Raw genomic sequence first — 21,646 nt, forward strand, 5'->3', positions numbered from 1 at the left:
ATTTTTATGCGATACGCCACCTTACATTCCGTCTACCTTCAATTCTACTTTTCCTTTAGCAACAACCACTGCAACAATGCTTGACGGTGTCAGATAAACTTTATCTGGCGTTACGCTTTCAATCTTGCCGGCCAGCTTCACTCCTTTTTTGTACTCGGTATTCATGGCAGACTCAACGTTTTGTTTGGCATAAGCAAGCAGCTCATCTATTGGCAGGCCATATTGTTCTTCAATCATTTTCACCATTTTGCCTTCTAACAGCCATGATGCCGCCTTGGCCAATATATTCTTGGTTTTGATATCAAACTGGGTATTGCTCAACACTATGCTTTTTCTGGCCGGGCTGTAAACCGGGATACCCTTTATATATATAGTGCCTTTCAGTTTGCCTTTTATCATGGCCTTTATAACCAGATATTCTTCACTGCCGTAAATATCAAGATCGGTTACTTCTATTTTATATTTACCGTCTTTGAAATCATACACCTGGCCTACAAACATTTTTTTGGCAATGGCGGCGGCTTCTGTAAATGGCACGTCACTCATTAACCCCACCTGAAAATCGTTTGGTATGCTCTGCACCAGTTTCAGATTAGGTATAGTACTTACAGAAAACGGAGCGAATGGCTTTTCGCCGGTAATGGTTTCGGTGTAAGCCTTTAAACCAAGCACCGACCTTACGTTTCTTCCGGAGGTTACCAGTGGGGTCATCAGCACCTCAAGCGGCGTTATTTTAACCCAGGTTCTGTATTCTGCAGATACCTGATACGGTTGCAGGGCGGCGTTCCATGCCTGTATAACATACGGCTTGATTGACAGATTTTTGGCTACGGCATCATCTATTGAGCGCGCAAAACCTGACTGATTGTTATCTATGATTTTACCAATAATGAAGTCTACCGGAATATCTATGCCCAGATTAACTTTAGGCTTGGTAATCCACTGGTAACCGTTGGGCGATGTTGAGGTCTGAACAGCCCAGTCTGGCCTGATGGTAAATCTTGTTGAGAATTTCATGTTGATTTCAAACTCAACAGGAATATACTTTTTGAAACCAAAGGCGCCAATACCCTGCTCTGCCCATACTTTAAGCGGAACCGTGAAATCAAAAACATCATTGGTGGCTGCGGTAATAATAATGTTAGATTTTTTCCAGACCTTACATTTAAAGTCGTCATTATTATTATCGGTATAGCTGTTATCTTCGTAAATAAGCCCGGCGATACTGGCATTGATTTGCTTTTCGATGTCGGCCATCGAAATATTAAAAGGTATGCTAATATTTGATAAGACTTTTTCCACTTTTACTGAATCTTGCAGGTATTTTTCTACCGGGGCTTCGGGTTCTGCCGTTTTTTGGGCAACGGCTTCATGATTTGAATACAAAAGTGCGCTTACAAACAAACAACAGACAATTGTTAGCTTCTTCATAGGGTATTGTTAATTGTACTTTTTTGAGCAAAACGTTTTTGACAACGAAAAAATTATGAGGTTTAAATCTATTTTATCTTGATACGGGTGGCACCATAACCAAATTTTTCTTTCTGGGCGTCTTCAAACCAGGCTACATTCTTATGGCCTGACAACCGGCGTTGGATTTCCTGCCTTAAAACACCGTTGCCCACACCATGTATAAACGTAATATCGTCCATACCGCTGGCTATGGCTTGTTCAAACTTGCTCAGAAAAGTATTCATCTGTAGCTCAAGCATCTCGGCGTTGTTGAGTGTCCTATGGTTTTTGGTAAGCTGCTCTATGTGTAAATCTACCATTGGCGCAGGCTTTTCGTAGGTTTTAGGCAATGTATCAACCGACTTCTGGGCCATCATGCTTTCTTTCAGTTTGTTGGCATCTATTACCAGTTTTGGCTGAGGTTCTGCTTTTTCTGTGGGTATGGCTTCTGCGTCGTCGCTGTCAAGCTGGTACAAATACGATTCTCTTTCAAGAATGGGTGTTTTACTTTTATGATTAGGCCAGGTGTTGGCTCTGATTCTGAGCTTTTTAAACAAAGGCGCGCGCTCATCAAACGGCCCATTGTTAAAATAAAGCACACTGAAAGTGAAACTTCCCCAGGTTTCCATATCTTTAATCAACAAATCAAGGCTTGATTTCTGATAACTTTTTGCTTTAATTAAGCCGCCTGCAAGGCCTACATGAATGCGGTCTGTAGTTAATGTAAGCGCAAAGGGCAGGTCCCAGTCTGTATTATTAACAATATTAACTGAGACTTCTTTTTCATTAACCGGCACAAATGCCAGAAAAATACCTTTGTCGGCCTTAATGGTGGGTTTGGTTTCTTTGGGTTTGTTATCTGCCGCAACGGGTGCAGGTTTAAAAAACTGTGTTTCTGTTTTTGATACAACGGCCAGTTCTCTCTTTAAAACCGGCAATTTAAAGCCGGCTTCAATTTCTACCTCAACTACGTTATCTTTTAAAAATCTGGTTATGATGCCTTCTTCTTTCGAATGTAATAATCTTACCTTGTCTCCTATATTCATACTTGCTTATAATTAATGAAACGCCATGCTGATTGCAAAATAACACGACAAACTCTATAACAGCATTATTAAAGAAAAAATTTCACAAAGTTTACATAATTGAGCGCATTTCTCGCGGAAAAATGCTATTTCCTTCAAGCTTGATATCTTTTAATTATACAAAAAAATACCTGCCGGAAACGCAGTTAAAAAAACTGATTCCTGGCATAAAACTACAAGAAAAAGTACCGAATAATGAAAATATAAAATTTGATAGCAATCTAAACGAAACTTCGTTTTATAATTTCCTATTTCATGAAAGAAGAAATTAATCTGATAAAGGTCAACAAATAACTCATTTAAAAAAATGAAGCGGTTGTCATGCCTGATAAAGATATTTGAAGGCTGCATTTAAAGGCTGTGCTGAAGCCATTAATGCCAGACCGATAGTACCGGAATTGAATAGGTTGAACTGCCATTAGACTAAAAAAAATACAATACACCAAGCAAGACTGGTATAAATAAAATACAACAACTTATTAAAAACTTAAAAACAGGAGATTTTTCTCCTGTTTTTAAAATTCAATTTTCGCTAATAAAAAATAAAAATAATTTATTACGAATAAACGAGATTTTCAGTAAGTACCCAGATACTTGCGCGACACCCATTCTACACTGGCCAGAACCAGCAGCACAAAGAACACCCATTTTAGATTAATGAACTCATTCATTTCTTCAATACTGCTTATTTTATCGGGGCTTTGGTTAGTTGATAAATACTCAGTCAGGTTGTTTAGGCGGCCTGCCTCATAAAATTTACCCTTGTTTTGCTGCGCCAGCGTGCGCAGTAAATTGAAGTCGGCGGTATGGGTGAGGTCTTCTAAGTCGGTATTTTGTACTACAAACTGGCCGCTTGCTTCTTCGCTTTTGCCTAGTACCTGCGTTGCCGCCTTGTACCGGTAAACGCCCTCGCCCAGGCCTGAAATTTCAAATCGGGTATTGTCTTGGCTGATGGTATAGTTATAGTTTTTGGTAGTACCTTTTTCGTCGGTTATTTCCAGTGTGATGCTCTGGTTATATATCCGCTCGTAGATATCATTATAGGCTTCATTTTCAAAAACAATTTTTTCATCTACCGAAAACTCTCTTGACACCGGATACACCCTTAGTTTACGTTTATCGTCTTTTATAGAAATCAATTGCAGGGTTTTCATAAATACCTCGTCTACAATTTCCTGCTTTTCGGTCAGGGCAAACTCTTCCAAACGCCATTGCCAGATGCCCTCAGCCGTTAAAACAGCCGATTTACGCGCATTAGCAGTATTGGCAATCAGCAACGGTTTAGGTGTAACCACAGCGCCTACACGTTGGTAAAGAATAATTTCACTGCCGGTTCCTGCCCGGTATTCGCCAAATGGCGCCAGCAGAGGCGGTAATTTTTCAAGAATACTTAGTTTATCGCCATCCAGATTAAAAAGGTTAAAGCTACTGTTGAATTTTGCGTTCACTTTATCTGCCCTGCCAGCCTGCGCCAGAATGCTAAGCGTTTGTTGCATGCCATTAAAACCAGCAATATTGGATTGATTACCCAGAATAAACAAAGTGGGCTTTGCCTGCGCCATCAGGCGGTTCAGCAGGTTACCGCCTGCACCGTAGAGGTCTGGTAGCTGGTGGAGAATGAGCACATCAAATGGCTGGGTGCCAATTTCATTAATATTATCGCTCTGAAGTACCTTTACTGTTAGTTCATACAGCTCATTTTTCTCAATTATGGCCCTGATAGCCTTAATATCGGGGTGCGGAGCCAATGCCACCATAAGAATTTTCTCTTTGCCGTCTACTACATCTAGGTACACATCGCGGGCGTTGTTTCTGGTAGTAAATTCTCCATTAAGCGGCACCACTTCAATTGTATAGCGCTGCAAGCCCTTTTGTTCTGCATTGCCATAAAAAGTTATCTGTTTCAGGTCGGTGTCCTTATCAAAACTTACGGTTTGGCGGTCTATTATTTTTCCACCCTGTTTCAGCAGAACCGAGGTTGTTTTACCTATATACCCATAACTTGAAATTTCGGCCTGTACAGGAAACTTATTGCCAAGATAAGCTATCCGGTTGGCATAGATGGCGTTCAGCTTTACATCTCTTCTCAGGGTGGTATCACCCAGGCCAATGGTATGTACGTTAAAACTATACTTGCCATAGGTAGGCGAAACACCCGAATTGGCTATGCCATCAGACACCAGTATTACATCTGTCAGGTTTCGGCCTTCATAATTATTCTTTATACCGGCCAGTAAGCCAGATAAATCGGTAGTTTTTTCATTAAATTTTAAAGAATTGATGTCGCCGTTTACATCAGTTTCACTCAATGTTTTAATCTCTACATTATTACCCTTGCTTTCAATTGCCTTTATCAGTTTCTGCAGATTCGCTTTCAGTACATTTATTTTTTCTTCGCCACCTTTAGCCATTGAGGCAGAGTTATCAATTGCCAGCACCACGGTAGGTTTCTCGATACTTGTTTTATTGCTTCTCAACAGCGGGTTTACAAGTAAAAAAGCAAGCAGGGCAACCAGAATACCCCTGGCAACGGCCAAAAGCCGGTTTTGAAGCGTTGTAAAGTTTGATTTTTTCTGATAAAGTAGAAAGCTGTATACACCACCTGCCAGTAAGCAAAGTAAGATAAACCAAGGAGAAGACTGAAAGATTAGTTCGGATTTCATAAACCCCGGCCCATTCATAAACGGGAAATTCTTGTTAAAAAATGTTACTACTAAAACAACACCATTGGTGGATAATTATTTTGCCAAGATACAAAAAAATATCGTCAGGGACTATGTAAAACATCCCTGACGATACAAACTATAATTGATTATAAATGCGGCTTACATTAGCATACCGCCATCGACCTGTAATACCTGGCCTGTAACGTATTTTGACATGTCAGACGCCAGAAACACGCAGGCATTGGCCACTTCTTCACCCTGGCCGGCACGTTTTAATGGTATATTTTTTAACCAGTCTTCCAATGCTTTTTCGTTCAGTTCGCCGGTCATTTCGGTTTCAATAAAACCAGGGGCAATGGCATTTGAACGGATATTTCTTGAACCCAGCTCTTTAGCTATTGATTTCGTAAAACCAATGATACCTGCTTTTGAGGCAGCGTAATTAGACTGACCAGCGTTACCCATTAAGCCAACTACTGAAGTTACGTTGATAATTGAACCCTGTTTGGCACGCATCATAGGCTTGGTTGCAGCTTTGGTAAGGTTAAAAACCGACTTCAGGTTTACACGCAGCACTTCATCCCATTGGTCTTCAGACATTCGCATTAAAAGTGTATCACGCGTAATACCCGCATTATTTACTACAATATCTAGTGTTCCGAAGTCGGCCACCACATCGTTAACCAGTTGCTCAGCTGCCTGGTAGTCTGAGGCATCAGAGCGGTACCCTTTGGCCTTTATTCCATAAGCTGCCAGTTCGGCTTCTAAAGCCTGGCCTTTCTCAACGCTAGACAAGTAAGTAAAGGCTATATTTGCACCTTGTTCTGCGAACTTTTTGGCGATTTCTCTCCCAATTCCTCGCGAAGCACCGGTTATCAGGGCTATTTTGTTCTCAAGTAATTTCATGTATGATTAGATAATTAATGAATTAAGTGTTCTGTGTCTTTTCTTTTTCAAGATCTGCTCTTAGTTCCTTACTGGTTTTGGTGCTGCCGTCATGCGACCAACCCGGGGGCTTATACATATATTTGAGCTTTGTTGTAAAATTAAGTGGTTTTCTGAGGTCTTTAAAAAGTTTTACCCACTCATGAAAAACAATATTGACGGCATTCCGGTTTTCTAAAGGTGAAACCAGACCATATTTAATAGGCAAATCGTCTATTTCTTCTTGAAAAGTACCAAACATTCTGTCCCAGATGGTTAGACACATACCCATGTTTTTGTCAAGATACTCTATATTAGAAGCATGATGAACCCGGTGCTGAGAAGGTGTTACAATTACGTATTCTAATAATATCCAGGGCATTTTACGAAATTTTGGTATATAACTGGTATGAACCAGAATACCGTAAATCTGGGTGATTGAATACATAACGGCGATGTCGGCCACCTTGAATCCGAATAGCGACAACGGTAAAAAATAAATAAACCTGTAAAGCGGCTGAAACACTGATGAACGGAAACCCACCGTTAAATTAAACTGCTCTGACGAGTGGTGTGTAACATGAGCCGCCCAGAAAAACCTTGAGTGATGATCAACATAGTGTAACACATAAAACACAAAATCTTCAGCAATAAAAAGTAAGCCCCAGTAAAGAACCGGATTCTGGATTTCAAAAAAACGGTATTGAAACGCCCAGGCCAATATGAGCCAGGTAATACCCCTTGACAGTAAATCTATACCTCCGTTCAATAACATGAGGTAAATATTAGTTAGCGTATCTTTAACAGTATAAAACCTGCGGTCCTGAATATTGCTGAGAATGATTTCCCCAAGAATCAAAACTGTATATAAAGGGGTAGAAAAGATGATAATTATCTGCTCAACAGTAAACGCTTTAAGACTCTCGAACATAAAACAAACAATTAAAACTAAATAAATAGAAGCCGCAGGCTTCATAAATTGGTATTAGCTGCAACCCTGCACTACAATTACTATCTCTCCTTTAATGCTTCGGGTTGCAAAATTAGCAATAATTTCCGACAAAGTACCTCTCACGGTTTCTTCATACATCTTCGTGATTTCTCTGGAAACACTGGCCTGGCGCTCTGCGCCAAAATATTCAACGAAGTTTTCCAAGGTTTTAAGCAACCTGAACGGCGACTCATAAAAAATCATGGTCCTTTCTTCTGAAACGAGCGATTTGAGGCGTGTCTGCCGACCTTTCTTTACTGGAAGAAAGCCCTCAAAGGTGAATCTGTCGCAAGGTAAACCAGAATTTACCAGTGCAGGTACAAAAGCGGTGGCGCCTGGCAGGCAATCTACCTCAATTCCGTTACGGATACATTCTCTTACCAACAAAAAGCCCGGGTCTGAAATGGCGGGAGTTCCGGCATCAGAAACCAGCACTATTTTTTCGCCTTTTTTTAATCTTTCTACAATTTTACCTATCGTCTGGTGCTCATTAAAGGCATGATGGCTCTGCAGTGGTTTGGAGATACTCAGATGCTTCAGCAAAAAACCAGTATTTCTGGTATCTTCTGATAATATTAAATCAGCGTCTTTCAGTACATTAATGGCTCTTAATGTAATATCTTCAAGGTTTCCTATCGGTGTTGGAACAAGAACGAGCTTCACTATACTTTTTTTCACAAAAGTAAGCAATTAGGTACTGAACTGGAAGCGTATTGATAATTAAAAGCGCATTAATACAAATCTGCACCAGCATTAAGAATAAAAAGTGATGATACCTGAATCATTCACTTAATATCTTTCTTTCAAAAATTTCTGAAAATACTTGACATATAATATTTATATACATATATTTGAGAAACAATAAACCTAAAGTCCATGATTCTAGCAGCCATAGCATTTGCAGTCGGAGGTTTAATGATGACAAAAATGCGCGAAACTAACGAGCTTTACGCCCCAAAAGGATATATGATGAGCCTTCAGTCACGTCCGAGAAGTGTTTTTTCGTATTGATCAATAGCCTATAAAAATAAGATATTGTGCAAGTTTAATTATCAACTCACCTGTCTTTTTTGAATATTTTTGCTTTTTTTAACTAAAATCTACTGCAATTGGCATTATTTCGGGATAAAATTATCCGAAAGCCGACCGAAGTTTTTTTTAGTTCTTGTATTGTTGAAGTATTTTGAGAAATTTGAACTGACTAAACGTGCTAAAACTATGTTACTACTTACTATCGCATCGCTGGCATTTGGCGGTTTCTTAATGACCCGAATGAATGAAGAGAAAGAAATGTATGCTCCTAAAGGTTACTTAGCAAGCTTACAGAGTCGTCCTCGTACTTATTCAACAGCGTGGTAATTTCTTTTTTTTATTGATTTCCGTTGCTTCAAATGTGTTAATATACATTTGTTGATATTGATATGACATATCGGTTACATAAATTTTCTTGCCTTTTGTAAGATACGCTTTTTTTATGTGCCTCAATATACAGCACCTGCTTTGTTTACAGAGTTGCTTGTTTTGTATTGTGCATAATAAAACTTAAAGAATCAATTCATTTCTGATAGCGGTTTTGCTTGTTTTAAGCAATTCGCTTTTGGCTCTTTTTCTGTTGTCTGCTGTTTACTCTATACTTCTATTTCGACTTTCTTTCAATCATAAAAATCATGACGGCCTTTTGAGCAATGATGGTCTTCAGATTTCTGTGCCTATTCTCTCCTGCCAGCCCGATACCATTTGAAGCTTAATTTTAATTACAAAATGGTTTAAAAATACTCTAAAGCATTTACTTCAAACTATAATAAACAACAAACCTCAAATATTCACTTTCAGGATTTTTTTATCCTATTTTATACCTTTTAATAGTCTTAATTGAATCAGAAGGTTAAAAGCCATTTATATAGAAGGCTTAAAATTGAGGATACCGACTATTTTCTGCATTTGTAATCGATTTTTATTGAGGCTGAGAATTAAATATACTGCACTATATATCAACTCAGTGCCAAATATTCAATTCTCAGGCGGTATCAGTTTTAATATTAGCCCCTACTTTTTCTCAAAAAAACAAGCATTCTATAAAAGCGAATAGGTGCGTTATAAGCACCTATGAAACTATCATTATCTATTTACTTACCAATTCGTCAATGCCTTTGGCCAGGTCGTAGTCTTTTCCTGTTACTATATTTCCGGCATCATGGGTTAATAGCGAAATGCTTACTTTGTTCCAGGAATTTGACCAGTCGGGGTGATGCCCGTGCACTTCAGCCAGCATGGCTACTCGTGTCATAAAAGCAAAGGCCTCTGAAAAATCTTTGAACTGAAAAGTTTTGGTCAGTTTATTGTTTTCTTCTTTCCACATAGCTTTAGGTGTTTTGGTACGAAATTTAATAACAAAAAAGCCGAATCAAATGATTCGGCTTCCGCAGAGAGAGAGGGATTCGAACCCCCGGACCTTTAACAGTCAACGGTTTTCAAGACCGCCGCATTCGACCACTCTGCCATCTCTCTGTGTCTCTCAATTGTTTTGCAAAGATACGGCTTTAAGATATAAATGTCAATGCCTGACGAAATAATTTTTCATTTTTTTTTCCTTTCACAAGCCCCCGAAAAAACGTAAATTTGTAAAAAATATACGAATCTTCTTTTTGTGGAAACAATCGAACAACTTCCAACTTTCGAAACCGCCAAGAAACTTGGCCTATTGCCCGAAGAATTTGAAAAAATAAAACAAATTTTAGGACGCACTCCCAACTTCACTGAGCTATCAATTTTCTCGGTTATGTGGTCAGAGCACTGTTCATACAAAAATTCAATTGTATGGTTGAAAACTCTTCCGCGCGATTCTGACCGTATGCTGGCAAAAGCCGGTGAAGAAAATGCAGGCCTTGTTGATATTGGTGATGGCCTGGCTTGTAGTTTCAAAATTGAATCTCATAATCACCCATCTGCGCTTGAACCTTATCAGGGAGCAGCAACCGGAGTTGGTGGTATCAATCGCGACATCTTTACTATGGGTGCCCGTCCGATTGCGCAGCTTAACTCACTACGGTTTGGCAATATCAATTCGCCCAAAACGCAACGCTTGTTGAAGGGTGTAGTAAAAGGTATTGGTGATTACGGTAACGCTTTCGGGATTCCGACCGTAGGTGGTGAAATCTACTTTGATGATTGCTACAATACCAATCCATTGGTAAATGCTTTCTCTGCAGGTATAGTTGAAGTGGGCAAACAGGCATCGGCCACCTCTTATGGTGTAGGTAACCCTGTTTTCATTGTTGGTTCTGCCACTGGTAAGGATGGAATACACGGAGCCACTTTTGCTTCTGAAGATATTACTGATAAATCAACCGAGAAACTTCCGGCTGTTCAGGTAGGAGACCCATTCATGGAAAAACTTCTTTTAGAAGCTACACTTGAAATCATCAACACTGGATATGTAATTGGTATACAGGATATGGGTGCTGCGGGTATCATCTGCTCAACTTCTGAAATGAGCGCCAAAGGTGAACACGGCATGATTATAGATCTTGACAAAGTACCAACCCGCCAGGCCAATATGCACGGATGGGAAATTCTACTTTCAGAGTCACAGGAGCGTATGCTGGTTGTGGTTGAGAAAGGCAAAGAAGATTTAATAAAAGGCATATTTGATAAATGGGATTTGCACTGCGCACAAATTGGTGAAGTAACAGATACCCAGCGCTTGCATTTCTACCAACACGGTAAATTAATTGCAGATGTACCGGCAGAAGATTTAGTGTTAGGTGGCGGCGCGCCTCAATATCATAGAGAGTATCGCGAACCGGCCTATTACCAGGAGTTCAAAAAATTTGATATCCAATCAGTGGCTGATATTCAGGATAAAGCTGAACTGGTTAAAGTGGCTGAGCATTTGTTGTCTCACCCGAACATCTGTTCAAGAAAATGGATAACCGAGCAATATGACTCAACCGTTGGTACCGCAAACCGCAGCACCAATCGTCCGTCTGATGCCGCAGTGGTAAGATTGCGGAATCCGGAAAAAGGAGAATTGAGTAAATCAATTGTTATTACGGTAGACTGTAACGGAAGATACGTAAATGCAGACCCGGAAGTTGGTTGCCAGATTGCCGTTTCTGAAGCAGCCCGGAATATTGTCTGCACCGGAGGCGAGCCATTGGCCATTACCAACAACCTTAACTTTGGTAACCCATACAACCCAGAGGTTTACTGGCAATTTGTAGGAGCCATTAAAGGGATGAGCAAAGCCTGCCTGAAATTCAAGACACCGGTTACAGGTGGTAATGTAAGTTTTTACAATCAGAGCTCAGACGATGGCCCGGTGTTTCCGACACCAACCATAGGTATGCTAGGTTTGATGGAAAGCTCGGAGAATCACATGACCCTGAATTTTAAAAATGCAGGCGACCTGATATATCTGGTTGGAGAATCGAAAGATGACATTGCCTCGTCTGAGTATCTTTACTCATACCGTGGCGTTAAGGCTTCTCCTGCTCCGGCCTTTGATCTGGATACAGAATATAATTTGCAGGATGCCGTGAAAGAATTAATTATCAGCAAACTGGTTGAGTCGGTTCATGACTTATCTGATGGCGGGCTGTTTATTGCATTGGCCGAATCATCATTCCCGAACGAACTTGGTTTCAAAATTAAAACGGATGCAAAGTTCAGAACAGATGCCTTCCTTTTTGGTGAAGCACAAAGCCGGGTTGTGGTTTCTGTGAAAGCAACCCAACAAGAGGCTTTTGAGAATTTGCTAAAAAATAAAAATGTTAATTTCTCTCAGTTGGGTGAAGTGTCAGACGGTAGCTTCATTATAGATAATGAAGTAGTTATTACTACCAAAACAGCCAAAAACATTTATGATAATGTAATTGGAAAAATAATGAACTAAGTATAATGGCTTATAAAAAATAAAGACCTCTTAATGGAGGTCTTTATTTTTTTACCATGATTAAAAAAAGAGAGCTTCCAAAAATGCCCCTCCTGAATAGCTGTTCTTCCAGCTTTACTATTTTGTATAAAGCGTTGTTTACAAAATTTACGGGTACGCTTACATCAGACCTAATGGCGGCTCTGTCAATCAGATTAAATTTTAATTGAAACTGCTGTAGTAACCTTACTAATAAAATAAGCGGCGACAATAACAGACTCCAATAAGTATGACGAATAATTTTCAGATTTGTAGTTAATAAATATTTCTCAAAGTCAGATATTGTAAATCGCTTCATCCCTCCTACTGCCAAATCATGCGTGCCATAAAAAATTTGAAACGCATTGTTGTTTGAAATCAGTATTCCATCGGGCTTTAGTTTTCGTTCCAGATTTTTTAGGGCCCTTACAATTACTTCATCTTTAAACTGATAAAGCACATCATTATTTATGATAACATCAAAACTTGCATCTGCAAATTCAGTATTAAAATCTGTAATATCAATTTTCTGAACATTCAGTTTTCGTTCTTTACAGAAATCAACGGCATCGTCAGAAAAATCAAAACCTTCTATATTCACATAACCTTGCTTAATCAGCAATTGCATCAGACCACCAGTACCACAACCGGCATCAAGAATTTTTATATTTTTTTTACCAGCAAATTTGCTGGTAATGGCATTTAGAATTTTTTCGTGCAGAATTTTATACCACCAAAGTTGGCCTTCGGCTTCATACATCATCTGGTATTCTTGTCTACTGCTTAGCATTTAGCGAATTGTATTTTTCAACATACTGAGGTGTTCCGTTTTGGGTCAGGAAAAATTTACCTATGTACTCGCCTACTATTCCCAGCGCACTTATCTGAATACCACTAAAAAAACACAAAGCAGCCAACCCCCAGCCATGTAGCACGTTTATAAAAAACAAAATGAAGAGAAGCGCCGACACAGAGGTTAGAATAAGACCTGTGGCCTGAACAAACCTGATGGGCAGATTTGAATAACCAAAAACGATTATCATAAAAAGCCGGACGAGTTTTTTTACTGTGTAGTTTGACTCTCCCTCCAGCCTGTCGTTGTGTTCAACCTGAACACTGCTTACCCGGTTGGTTGTTCTAAAAACCAAAGCATCAATATATGGGTACGGACCTTTGTACTTAACAATTTCGGTAATCAGGTCTTTGCTCATCAACTTGAAACTTGACAAGTATAAATCCTGTGGCTTATGTATAAGCCAGGTAGTAATCCGGTTAACTACCCAGCTTCCGATGTTCCGAACCACGTGATGCCTCTTGGTTGTATAATAACTATACACTACATCGTAATCTCCTTCCTGCCCTTTCGTTAACAATTTTAAAATTTCTGAAGGCGGATTCTGGAAGTCATCATCAATTATAACGGCATAGTTACCATTCGCATAATTCAATCCGCACATGACAGCGTTGAACTCACCAAAATTTTTCCGGAGTGAAATAAAATGAACCTGCTCATAAATTTTCGCCAGCTCAAGGCAAACCTTTTCAGAATTATCAGGGCTGCCATCATTAACCAGGATGATATTAAAATCGAGATGCTTTAGTTCATCATGCAATTTAGCAACGAGTTTTGCAATCGTTTTTTCACCTCTATACACAGGTATTACCACCGACAAAAGCATAGTGTATCAATAATGGTTAATTTTTTCGATGATGTAACTAACCTCTTCGTCAGTCAATGTCTGGTTCAAAGGTAAGCTTAGCACCTCATTATGAAGAAGTTCTGAAATCGGGTATGAGTCGGCATTCCATTCTTTATAGGCTAGCTGCTTATGCGGTGCCACCGGATAGTGCATATCTGAACCAATCAGATTTTCGTGCAGATACGCTTTGAATCTTGCTCTGTCTTTCAGCCGAACCACAAATAAATGCCAGGCATCTGAACTTACAGACTCAGCAGAAGGCAAAATTATTTCCGGATTATTGATTTCAGAAAAATACCTCTGGGCAATTTGCCGGCGTCTTTCATTTACAAGTTCTAAAACCGGTAACTTAATGTTAAGTATAGCTGCCTGTACTTCATCAAGCCGGCTATTGATTCCCTGTTCGTTAAAAATATATTTTTCGGCCGAGCCATAATTTCTTAATGCACGTATCCTGCCGGCCAATTCATCATCATTGGTTGTAACAGCTCCGGCGTCACCCATAGCGCCCAGGTTTTTTGTAGGGTAAAAACTAAAACCTGCCCCGTGCGATAAATTTCCGGCTTTTTCCCCTTCGTAACTTGCCCCATGCGCCTGAGCTGTATCTTCAAAAACTTTCAGGTTGTATTTTTGGGCAATGGCATTGATGGCGTTCATATTGCAACATTTGCCATAAAGATGCACTGTTAAAATTGCCTGGGTTTTTGGAGTGATTTTTTCTTCAATTTTCTGAGGGTCAATCAGATACGTATTCAAATCGGGTTCTACCAAAACAGGTATCAGGCCCGCCATAGACACCGCAAGTATAGTGGCTATATACGTATTTGAAGGTACAATTACCTCAGAACCTTTCGGAAAATCAGATGCTTTGAGTAATAATGCCAGTGCATCAAGCCCATTTGCAACACCAATACAATGCTTTGTTCCACAATATTCTGCAAAAGATTTTTCAAAATGTTTGACCTCATCGCCAAGTATATACCATCCTGAAGAAACTTTCTTTGTCAGAATTTCAATAATCGGTGTTTCATAAGGTTTATTAATGCGCTTGAGGTCAAGAAAGGGAATAAAATTGGTGCGTGTGTTCAAAGTGTTTACAAATTGTGAAATTCATCGGCCGCATATTCCTTTAAAATCACACCTTTCACAAACGAGCAGATCATTTGTTTGGGCAAACGGAACATCCGGATTCAGCATTTCTTTTATAATGTTGGCTAATATTTGCTCTGTTTTTTCAATAAAACCAAAGATAGTGGGGTTATCAGTAAAACTCAAATTTACCTCAAGATTTTCTTTCATATTTCTGAACGAATAAATCTTTGCTTTTATATCATGGTTTTCGAGCGTTTCGCCACCTATGGTAAACATTTTATTGGTGGCCATATTTTTTAAAATCAGATACTGATACAGCCATAACTGGCGTAGCTTTTCTTTGTCGGGGTCAATCAGAGCTTCTTCAAGTATCTGGTCGCGGCTTTTTTCAAGCTCTTTTTTTACAACTTTTCCGGTTTTGTAGTCAACCACTTTTATTTCATTTCCGGCTTTTTCTATTCTATCTACCCGGCCTGCAATTTTTACTTTTTGTACATTTCCAAGATTTGGCATTTCAAAAGAAGCCTCAATCTGCTTCTCTGAATCAAGTATCCGGTACGGAAAAACCTGTGTTTCTTTCTGCAGATTAAAGAAGTCGGCCAGTAATTGTTCGGCTACATGCTTCAACAAATAGTTCATACCAGAATCAATTACATACCCCCCGAATTTTTCTTTATAGGCTGTGTCGAGGCGCTCAGGTATCTGCTTTAAAACGGCATCTAATACATCCTTCGTTACTTCTGTTCCAAAATCGTTGTCAATTTTCTCGAGGGTATTATGCAGCCAGGTACCAAAAATATCAGCGCCGAAATTCTCGTCCACTTCTTCGCGCTTAGATATACCGGCAATTTTATTGAAGTAAAACTTTAAGGTACAGTGCAGGTACTCATTAAGGTTTGTGGGATATATGCCACCATCAGCCAGCAGACTGCTTACCGCAGCCAGAATGTCATTATTCTTTTGTACTACAACCTTATTAACTACCTCATTATCAATAGTTTTATTGTAAGCAATTTTAGGATACGTAATTTTTATTTGCTTATTGTGCCTGGCTAGTTCGTTTTCAATCTGTAAAATAAACCTGCTTTTTTCTGTGGCTCCGCCACCAAGCCCTTCGCCTGTGGGTATTACATACAGCAGGTCAATATCTTTGGCACGTTGTAAAAGCCTGAAAAAATGATAAGCCATTATTGCGTTCTGGTCTGACTGCAACGGCAGCCCAAACTCAAGCGAGGCATCAAAAGGGATTAATGAATTGAGATGCTTGGCCGAAGGCAACACACCCTCGTTAACAGAAAGAAATATTACCCTGTCGAAATCAAGGCAGCGGGTCTCCAGCATACCCATTATCTGAAGGTCGGCCACGGGCTCGCCACTGAACGGAATTTTTTCCTGCCTGATGAGTTCATACAAAAAATGTCTGAAACTTTTCAGGTTCAACAGCCTGTTGTTAAATAGGATTTTTTCAAGACGATTCAGAATCGTAAGAAACAAATACAGGTATTCAATTTCAATAGCGTCGTTCGATTCATGATACACTCCGCGCAGCTCGTCAATTAAATCATAAAATGCTTTCAGCGCTTTTCTGGGGTCGTTACCCCAGCGAGAAAACAGAACCTCAAAGAGCCTGTCGCCTTTGCCGAATGCAAGCATTTCTTCCTCGCTCAGATACACCAGATTCCCCCTTACTATTTCTGTCTGCGTTTCTGAAAAAACATTCGCTTTACCCTCTGTACTGGCATCTGTATAATTAATCTGCTCATATTTACGGCAAAAAGGGTGATTCAGCACCTTAAATACATGCCTGTGGCTATACTTGGGTATCCGGATGGTCTCGCCGCTTTTGGTTTTAAAATCAACAATATTTTGTTGCAGCTCAAAAACTGAGTCGATAAGCGTAAAAAGCATGGACCCCCTGAGCGACAAACCCATGGTTATGTTGAAGTCTGTAACCAGATTATCGAGCGAATAAATTAAAGGCGAAAGCAGGTTTTCGTCGCACAGAACAATGGCCGTAGGTACGCCCGGATTAACCAACAGGCTATCAGCATAAATGGCGCCTGCTACTTTTGCCTGTAGTGTGGCATTTTCAACACCTATAATTCTGATATTTTTCTCTTCTGTCAGCAGGTGGTTGGTCTGCCAGTTCCATTTACCAAAAGTACCCTTCGATTTATATTTTCTAAGTGTGCTTCCCGCTTTCTGGTTATAGAATGGGTTCATGAAAAACTCATCGGTGTCCCATAACATCTCTGCTTTTCCGGCCTTCACCAGTTTTTCGATAACTATTTCTTCAGACCTGCTGAAAGCATTAAAGCCTACAAAATAGTATTTTTCAAAGTTTTTGTTCTCAATCAGCAGTGTCTCTACTTCTTCTGCCAACAACCTGTAAGACATGCCCCGGTAGGTAAAACCCTTCACCCGCAGCTCGGTTTGCAGGTCTACATATACCTGATATATATTCTCAAAAAGTTTAAAGTATTTATCAAGATTTCCGGTAGTTTCAACAAACGGTTTGTTTATTTTTACCATATCTACATTCCAACGCTTCAGGGTCTCTGCCTCACTGATGTAATCAAACAAAGCTTTTGGGTCGCCGATGAAATACTGGTCTATGGTGTCAAAATCCCGCAGCAGCGTAGGCGCCCACGAAATAAACCTGTCGAAATCTACCTGTGCATCATATTTTCTGAAAGTTTCGTAAAGTTCAAAAAGTAGTCCAACCGAATCAATGGTTTTGAAGCCGGACATTTCAGCGACAAAGTCATCAATTGCACAAACTTCAGGCGAAAGAAACGGAACATCAGATAGTTTACCCAAAAAGCGCTTAAAGAAAAAAACCGACCGCCTGTTAGGCAATATAATACAGACATTTTTCAGCTGAGCCAAAGAATGTCTGTCAAATACATATTGCGCCGATTTCTCTAAAAATGCCATTGGTTAACAGGCTTATGGGGTAGCCCGGTTTTGGTAAAACAGGAAAACAACTGAAGATTATACAAAATAACAACTAACTATCGGATTTTCCTGCTAAAAAATTATCAATGGCTTATTATTTATTTTTAAGCAACACTGTATAAAAATATAACAAAACCAAGATTACTCCTTAGGCATTTTGTCTCCCAGTGCAGCCTTATAGGTACTCAGGGCGCGATCACGGGCAAATGCGTGGTCAACCATTGGTTTAGGATAACTGAAAGAGTTGAGTTCAGGCACCCATTTTTTGATATATTTCAGATCTGCATCAAATTTTTCTGTCTGTGCCGTCGGACTAAATACCCTGAAATACGGAGCCGCATCGCAGCCGCTGCCTGCCGCCCATTGCCAACCGCCATTGTTGGCGGCAAAATCAAAGTCCAGTAGTTTTTCAGCAAAATAGGCTTCGCCCCAACGCCAATCAATCAGCAGGTGTTTAATTAAAAAACTGGCCGTTATCATTCTTACCCTGTTATGCATAAAACCGGTAGCGTTCAGCTCTCTCATACCTGCATCTACTATCGGGTAGCCGGTTTTGCCCTGGCACCACCGTTTAAACTCTTCTTCATTGTTCCGCCATTGAATGCCGTCATACTCTTTTCTAAATGCCTGCCCGTCGTTTACGTGCGGAAAATGAAAAAGTATGTTCATATAAAACTCTCGCCATATCAGTTCGTTCAACCAGGTAGTGCTTAGAGGTATGGCTTTCCGAACCAGTTCTCTGATGCTGACCGTACCAAACCTTAAATGAATGCTCAGGCGGCTGGTAGCCGGTAAGGCCGGAAAATTCCGCAATTCACCATATTTTTCAACAAGACTGTCAGCCACAACCGGAGGCGGAAACTCAGCCCCTGATTCTTCAAAACCGATGTCGTTCAACGACGGTATATTCAGAATATCTATCTGATAAAACCTATTAAAGTATTTTTCTGTCGGATAACTTTTCAGATAAAAATCGTTCAGCTTCTCTTTCCACTTTTTGCTGTAAGGCGTAAAAACCGTATAGGGTTGGCCGGTGCCTGTTAGCACTTCGTTTTTTTCAAAAATTACCTGATCTTTAAAGGTGTAAAAACCAATGCCATGAAAGTTGAGCAAGCCGCGTACTTGCTCATCGCGGTTTATAGCATACTTTTCGTAGTCGTGGTTGGTATATACCTCGGCAATATCGTATTCCTGCATTAATTTTGGCCACACATCTATGGGGTTTCCATGCTTAACCAGCAAGCCAGACCCTAGCAAATTTAACTGCCCGTGCAGGCTGGCCAGTGTTTTATGAATAAAATGAACCCGTGCATCTTTTTTGTTGGGTAGTTTGTCGAGAATCTCGGTATCAAAAATAAAAAGTGGTAGTACCGGATGCTCGCTTTTTAGGGCATAATAAAGGGCGGCGTTGTCATTTAGCCGTAAATCTCTCCTTAACCAAAATATACTCAATCTTTGCTTTATCTCCATTTAATGAGGTTTTATCTTCGCTATGTTTTTATTAATCTACATGTTGATAGAAAAACTTTACTTTTGGGTTAATTGTTTGTCTAAACGTAAATCATTTGAAAAAACATATCATACAAAAATGAAAAGATTATTTGTAAGCCTATTTTCATTCGTGGCTATGAGTTCTTTTGCACAAAGTACACCAACAGCCGACGCCATTCTGGACAAATACATTGCAGCCATTGGCGGTAAAGATGCCATTGCTAAAGTTCAGGATATAACCATTAACAGCACCAGCGAAACGCAACGGGGTACGTCAGAAACGGAAGTGAAATACAAATTTCCGGACAAGTATTCTTCAAGTATGTATTTCAACGGAAATGCAGGCATGACAACCGTATTTGATGGCAAAAATTTTAAAAGCAGTGGCGGTTTCGGCGGTCGCGGTGGCTTTGGCGGTGGTAACGGCGCCGGAGGAAACGCAGGCGGCGGCAATGGCGGAAACGGCGGAGCCCGCCAGCAACCGGAAGGGCCGGCAGCCAAAATACAAGCTATGCGGTCTAACCCGTTTTTTGAGTTAATGTATAAAGAACTAGGCATAACGGCTACGGTGCAAGGCACCGAAAAAGTAGGCGACAAAGATGCTTACAAAGTGGAGGTATCAACACAGGACGGAAGAAAATGGACCGATTATTTTGATGTGGCGTCTGGCCTGAAAGTAAAAACTTTCTCGACCAACGAAACCCCCAGAGGTAAATTTGAAAGTACGGTTACTTACGAAAACTACAAAAAGTTTAAAGGAACCGAGTTTCTGATTCCGGCTGTAACCAAAAGAACTGCAGGCCAGATGGGCGAGATTGTTACGGAGGTTCAATCAGTAAAAATAAACAAGGGCTTGAAAGACTCTGAGTTTGAAATTAAAGAATAACAAATGTTTACCGATACAAAGAGGCAGCACGAAGCAGTTCGGCTGCCTCTTTTTGGTTTACCGGAAATATGTAAATTTCTGATATATTTTCTCATAAAATCCATTTCATTTTCGTTTATTCGCAAATAAATTATCCATCAAAGCAGTACTGTTTACCGATATTCAACCCATGAGAAAATCCATTCTTCTTTTATTTTTACCTGTTATTACGCTGATTAGTCAGCTACTCCGGCATGACCGTGCTTCTGAAAGCCAGCCGGTAACTTTAACTGCCAAACCAAAAGAAATTATAACAGGCGCCGACCAGCTAAAGGCCTATGTGCCGTATCTGAAAGGTAAAAGAGTAGGAATGGTTATTAACCAGACATCAATTGTGGGTAAAAAACCCAGTGTGGATACCCTGATGGCCCTTGGCATAAAAATAACCAGGATTTTCGGGCCTGAACATGGTTTCAGAGGCAATGCCAGCAATGGCGCCAAAGTTGCCGACAATGTAGATGAAAAAACAGGCATACCCATTATTTCGCTGTATGGCAAATATAAAAAACCAACCAGGGAACATCTGGCTGACGTAGATGTAATGGTATTTGATATACAGGATGTTGGCGCACGCTTTTATACTTATATTAACACGCTTACGCATGTAATGGAGTCTTGCGCCGAAAACGGCAAAGAGCTGATAATATTAGACAGACCCAACCCGAACGGCTATTGTGTTGACGGCCCCATGCTTGAAGACCACCTGCATTCGGGCATTGGTATGCACAAAATACCCATTGCACATGGCATGACCATGGGCGAATTTGCACAAATGGTAAACGGCGAAGGCTGGCTGCCCAATAAACTGCAATGCCGTGTGAAAATAATTAAAGTGGCCAATTATAACCATGATATGCCCTACCAGCTACCGGTGTTTCCGTCGCCGAATTTAAATACACAGCAGTCAATACTTTTATACCCAAGTATTTGTTTGTTTGAGGGCACCATTCTGAGCCAGGGACGCGGCACCTACATGCCATTTACGGTTTTGGGCGCACCTGCTTTAAAAGGCAAATATGAGTTTCACTTTCGCCCGGTCAGTATTCCGGGTATGAGCGAAACCCCATTGCACCAGAACGAAGAATGTTACGGCCTTGACCTGCGCAACTATGATGTTAATGAATTGAGAAAAACTAAACGCCTGAATCTGCATTGGCTGATAGAATTATACAATGCCTACCCCTACAAAGAAAAGTTTTTTGATATGAGCCAAAGCAAACAAATGAACAGCTTTGATAAACTGGCCGGAACCGAAAACCTGAAGAAACAGATAATTGCAGGCGTACCTGAAGAAGAAATACGCAAAAGCTGGGAGCCCGGCCTGAGCCAATACAAAACCATGCGCCTGAAATACCTGTTGTATCCTTAAACAGAGGCATAATCTGCCCGGCATTAAACCAATGCTGGCAGGGTTTGTCAAAAACACTAATAAATATTTGTCCCAAAGAAG

At 40.2% G+C, this 21,646-nt stretch carries 17 protein-coding genes and 1 tRNA gene; 5 read left to right on the plus strand and 13 right to left on the minus strand.

From position 1 onward, the window contains the following. Positions 1-21 precede the first annotated feature (21 nt). Entirely contained in the window at positions 22-1,431 is a 1,410-nt protein-coding gene (locus C0V77_RS08815; protein WP_101725995.1) for a DUF4403 family protein, read from the minus strand. Between the two features lie 68 nt (positions 1,432-1,499). Further along, positions 1,500-2,498 carry a Smr/MutS family protein gene (locus tag C0V77_RS08820; protein ID WP_101725996.1) on the minus strand — a complete coding sequence of 333 codons (999 nt, stop codon included), beginning with the start codon at positions 2,496-2,498 and terminating at the stop codon, positions 1,500-1,502. Between the two features lie 32 nt (positions 2,499-2,530). On the opposite strand from C0V77_RS08820, the gene C0V77_RS23055 reads away from it, so the two are divergent. Continuing rightward, on the plus strand, positions 2,531-2,809 hold the full coding sequence (locus C0V77_RS23055; RefSeq protein ID WP_158237916.1) for a hypothetical protein: 279 nt from the start codon (positions 2,531-2,533) through the stop codon (positions 2,807-2,809). Positions 2,810-3,112: 303 nt separating this feature from the next. On the opposite strand, the gene C0V77_RS08830 is transcribed toward C0V77_RS23055, so the two are convergent. From C0V77_RS08830 to rsmI, 4 genes are all read right to left on the minus strand, one after another. After that, complete coding sequence (locus tag C0V77_RS08830) at positions 3,113-5,200, minus strand: VWA domain-containing protein (RefSeq protein ID WP_101726272.1); 2,088 nt, start codon at positions 5,198-5,200, stop codon at positions 3,113-3,115. 162 nt (positions 5,201-5,362) lie between these two features. Further along, positions 5,363-6,109, minus strand: coding sequence for a 3-oxoacyl-[acyl-carrier-protein] reductase (fabG, locus tag C0V77_RS08835; protein ID WP_101725998.1), 747 nt, complete (start codon positions 6,107-6,109; stop codon positions 5,363-5,365). Positions 6,110-6,131: 22 nt separating this feature from the next. Then, a complete protein-coding gene (locus C0V77_RS08840; protein WP_101726273.1) occupies positions 6,132-7,058 on the minus strand; it encodes a sterol desaturase family protein in 927 nt (308 codons plus the stop codon). Positions 7,059-7,112: 54 nt separating this feature from the next. After that, positions 7,113-7,781, minus strand: coding sequence for a 16S rRNA (cytidine(1402)-2'-O)-methyltransferase (rsmI, locus tag C0V77_RS08845; protein ID WP_101726274.1), 669 nt, complete (start codon positions 7,779-7,781; stop codon positions 7,113-7,115). A gap of 213 nt (positions 7,782-7,994) precedes the next feature. Here rsmI and C0V77_RS23465 point away from each other — a divergent pair, with 213 nt between their 5' ends. Further along, the gene (locus tag C0V77_RS23465; protein ID WP_255408962.1) at positions 7,995-8,129 is read left to right on the plus strand and encodes a hypothetical protein; all 135 of its coding nucleotides are present in this window, start codon (positions 7,995-7,997) and stop codon (positions 8,127-8,129) included. Between the two features lie 1,111 nt (positions 8,130-9,240). Here the strand turns inward: C0V77_RS23465 and C0V77_RS08855 are convergent. After that, positions 9,241-9,477, minus strand: a complete 237-nt coding sequence (locus C0V77_RS08855) for a 4a-hydroxytetrahydrobiopterin dehydratase (RefSeq protein ID WP_101726000.1) — start codon at positions 9,475-9,477, stop codon at positions 9,241-9,243. 64 nt (positions 9,478-9,541) lie between these two features. Next, positions 9,542-9,626, minus strand: a tRNA-Ser gene (locus tag C0V77_RS08860). A 139-nt stretch (positions 9,627-9,765) separates the two neighbouring features. Between C0V77_RS08860 and purL the strand changes: the two genes are divergently transcribed. Beyond that, complete coding sequence (gene purL, locus C0V77_RS08865; RefSeq protein WP_101726001.1) at positions 9,766-12,012, plus strand: phosphoribosylformylglycinamidine synthase subunit PurL; 2,247 nt, start codon at positions 9,766-9,768, stop codon at positions 12,010-12,012. 43 nt (positions 12,013-12,055) lie between these two features. On the opposite strand, the gene C0V77_RS08870 is transcribed toward purL, so the two are convergent. The 5 genes from C0V77_RS08870 to C0V77_RS08890 all read right to left on the minus strand — a co-directional run bounded on the left by C0V77_RS08870 (position 12,056) and on the right by C0V77_RS08890 (position 19,250). Next, positions 12,056-12,820, minus strand: coding sequence for a bifunctional 2-polyprenyl-6-hydroxyphenol methylase/3-demethylubiquinol 3-O-methyltransferase UbiG (locus C0V77_RS08870; protein WP_101726002.1), 765 nt, complete (start codon positions 12,818-12,820; stop codon positions 12,056-12,058). Then, a complete protein-coding gene (locus C0V77_RS08875; RefSeq protein WP_101726003.1) occupies positions 12,807-13,709 on the minus strand; it encodes a glycosyltransferase family 2 protein in 903 nt (300 codons plus the stop codon). Before C0V77_RS08875 ends, C0V77_RS08870 begins: the two co-directional genes overlap by 14 nt. Positions 13,710-13,715: 6 nt before the next feature. After that, positions 13,716-14,819 carry a DegT/DnrJ/EryC1/StrS aminotransferase family protein gene (locus C0V77_RS08880; RefSeq protein ID WP_101726004.1) on the minus strand — a complete coding sequence of 368 codons (1,104 nt, stop codon included), beginning with the start codon at positions 14,817-14,819 and terminating at the stop codon, positions 13,716-13,718. Between the two features lie 21 nt (positions 14,820-14,840). Next, a complete protein-coding gene (locus tag C0V77_RS08885; protein WP_101726005.1) occupies positions 14,841-17,759 on the minus strand; it encodes a PD-(D/E)XK nuclease family protein in 2,919 nt (972 codons plus the stop codon). Positions 17,760-17,921: 162 nt separating this feature from the next. Next, positions 17,922-19,250 (minus strand): deoxyribodipyrimidine photo-lyase, encoded by a 1,329-nt coding sequence (locus tag C0V77_RS08890; protein WP_101726006.1) that lies wholly within the window; start codon positions 19,248-19,250, stop codon positions 17,922-17,924. A 118-nt stretch (positions 19,251-19,368) separates the two neighbouring features. Between C0V77_RS08890 and C0V77_RS23060 the strand changes: the two genes are divergently transcribed. After that, the gene (locus C0V77_RS23060; protein ID WP_158237917.1) at positions 19,369-20,157 is read left to right on the plus strand and encodes a hypothetical protein; all 789 of its coding nucleotides are present in this window, start codon (positions 19,369-19,371) and stop codon (positions 20,155-20,157) included. A gap of 169 nt (positions 20,158-20,326) precedes the next feature. Then, positions 20,327-21,565, plus strand: coding sequence for an exo-beta-N-acetylmuramidase NamZ domain-containing protein (locus tag C0V77_RS08905; RefSeq protein WP_101726009.1), 1,239 nt, complete (start codon positions 20,327-20,329; stop codon positions 21,563-21,565). The last annotated feature ends 81 nt before the right edge of the window (positions 21,566-21,646 follow it).

Origin of the sequence: Emticicia sp. TH156 (assembly GCF_002855535.1) — a bacterium.
GTDB classification, from domain to species: domain Bacteria; phylum Bacteroidota; class Bacteroidia; order Cytophagales; family Spirosomataceae; genus Emticicia; species Emticicia fluvialis.

Coding starts and splice junctions, on each gene's coding strand:
- C0V77_RS23465 (WP_255408962.1), top strand. CDS start 7,995: ATGATTCTAGCAGCCATAGCATTTGCAGTCGGAGGTTTAATGATGACA.
- C0V77_RS08830 (WP_101726272.1), bottom strand. CDS start 5,200: ATGAAATCCGAACTAATCTTTCAGTCTTCTCCTTGGTTTATCTTACTT.
- C0V77_RS08820 (WP_101725996.1), bottom strand. CDS start 2,498: ATGAATATAGGAGACAAGGTAAGATTATTACATTCGAAAGAAGAAGGC.
- C0V77_RS08815 (WP_101725995.1), bottom strand. CDS start 1,431: ATGAAGAAGCTAACAATTGTCTGTTGTTTGTTTGTAAGCGCACTTTTG.
- C0V77_RS08885 (WP_101726005.1), bottom strand. CDS start 17,759: ATGGCATTTTTAGAGAAATCGGCGCAATATGTATTTGACAGACATTCT.
- C0V77_RS08875 (WP_101726003.1), bottom strand. CDS start 13,709: ATGCTTTTGTCGGTGGTAATACCTGTGTATAGAGGTGAAAAAACGATT.
- C0V77_RS08905 (WP_101726009.1), top strand. CDS start 20,327: ATGAGAAAATCCATTCTTCTTTTATTTTTACCTGTTATTACGCTGATT.
- fabG (WP_101725998.1), bottom strand. CDS start 6,109: ATGAAATTACTTGAGAACAAAATAGCCCTGATAACCGGTGCTTCGCGA.
- C0V77_RS08840 (WP_101726273.1), bottom strand. CDS start 7,058: ATGTTCGAGAGTCTTAAAGCGTTTACTGTTGAGCAGATAATTATCATC.
- C0V77_RS08890 (WP_101726006.1), bottom strand. CDS start 19,250: ATGGAGATAAAGCAAAGATTGAGTATATTTTGGTTAAGGAGAGATTTA.
- C0V77_RS23060 (WP_158237917.1), top strand. CDS start 19,369: ATGAAAAGATTATTTGTAAGCCTATTTTCATTCGTGGCTATGAGTTCT.
- C0V77_RS08870 (WP_101726002.1), bottom strand. CDS start 12,820: ATGCTAAGCAGTAGACAAGAATACCAGATGATGTATGAAGCCGAAGGC.
- C0V77_RS08855 (WP_101726000.1), bottom strand. CDS start 9,477: ATGTGGAAAGAAGAAAACAATAAACTGACCAAAACTTTTCAGTTCAAA.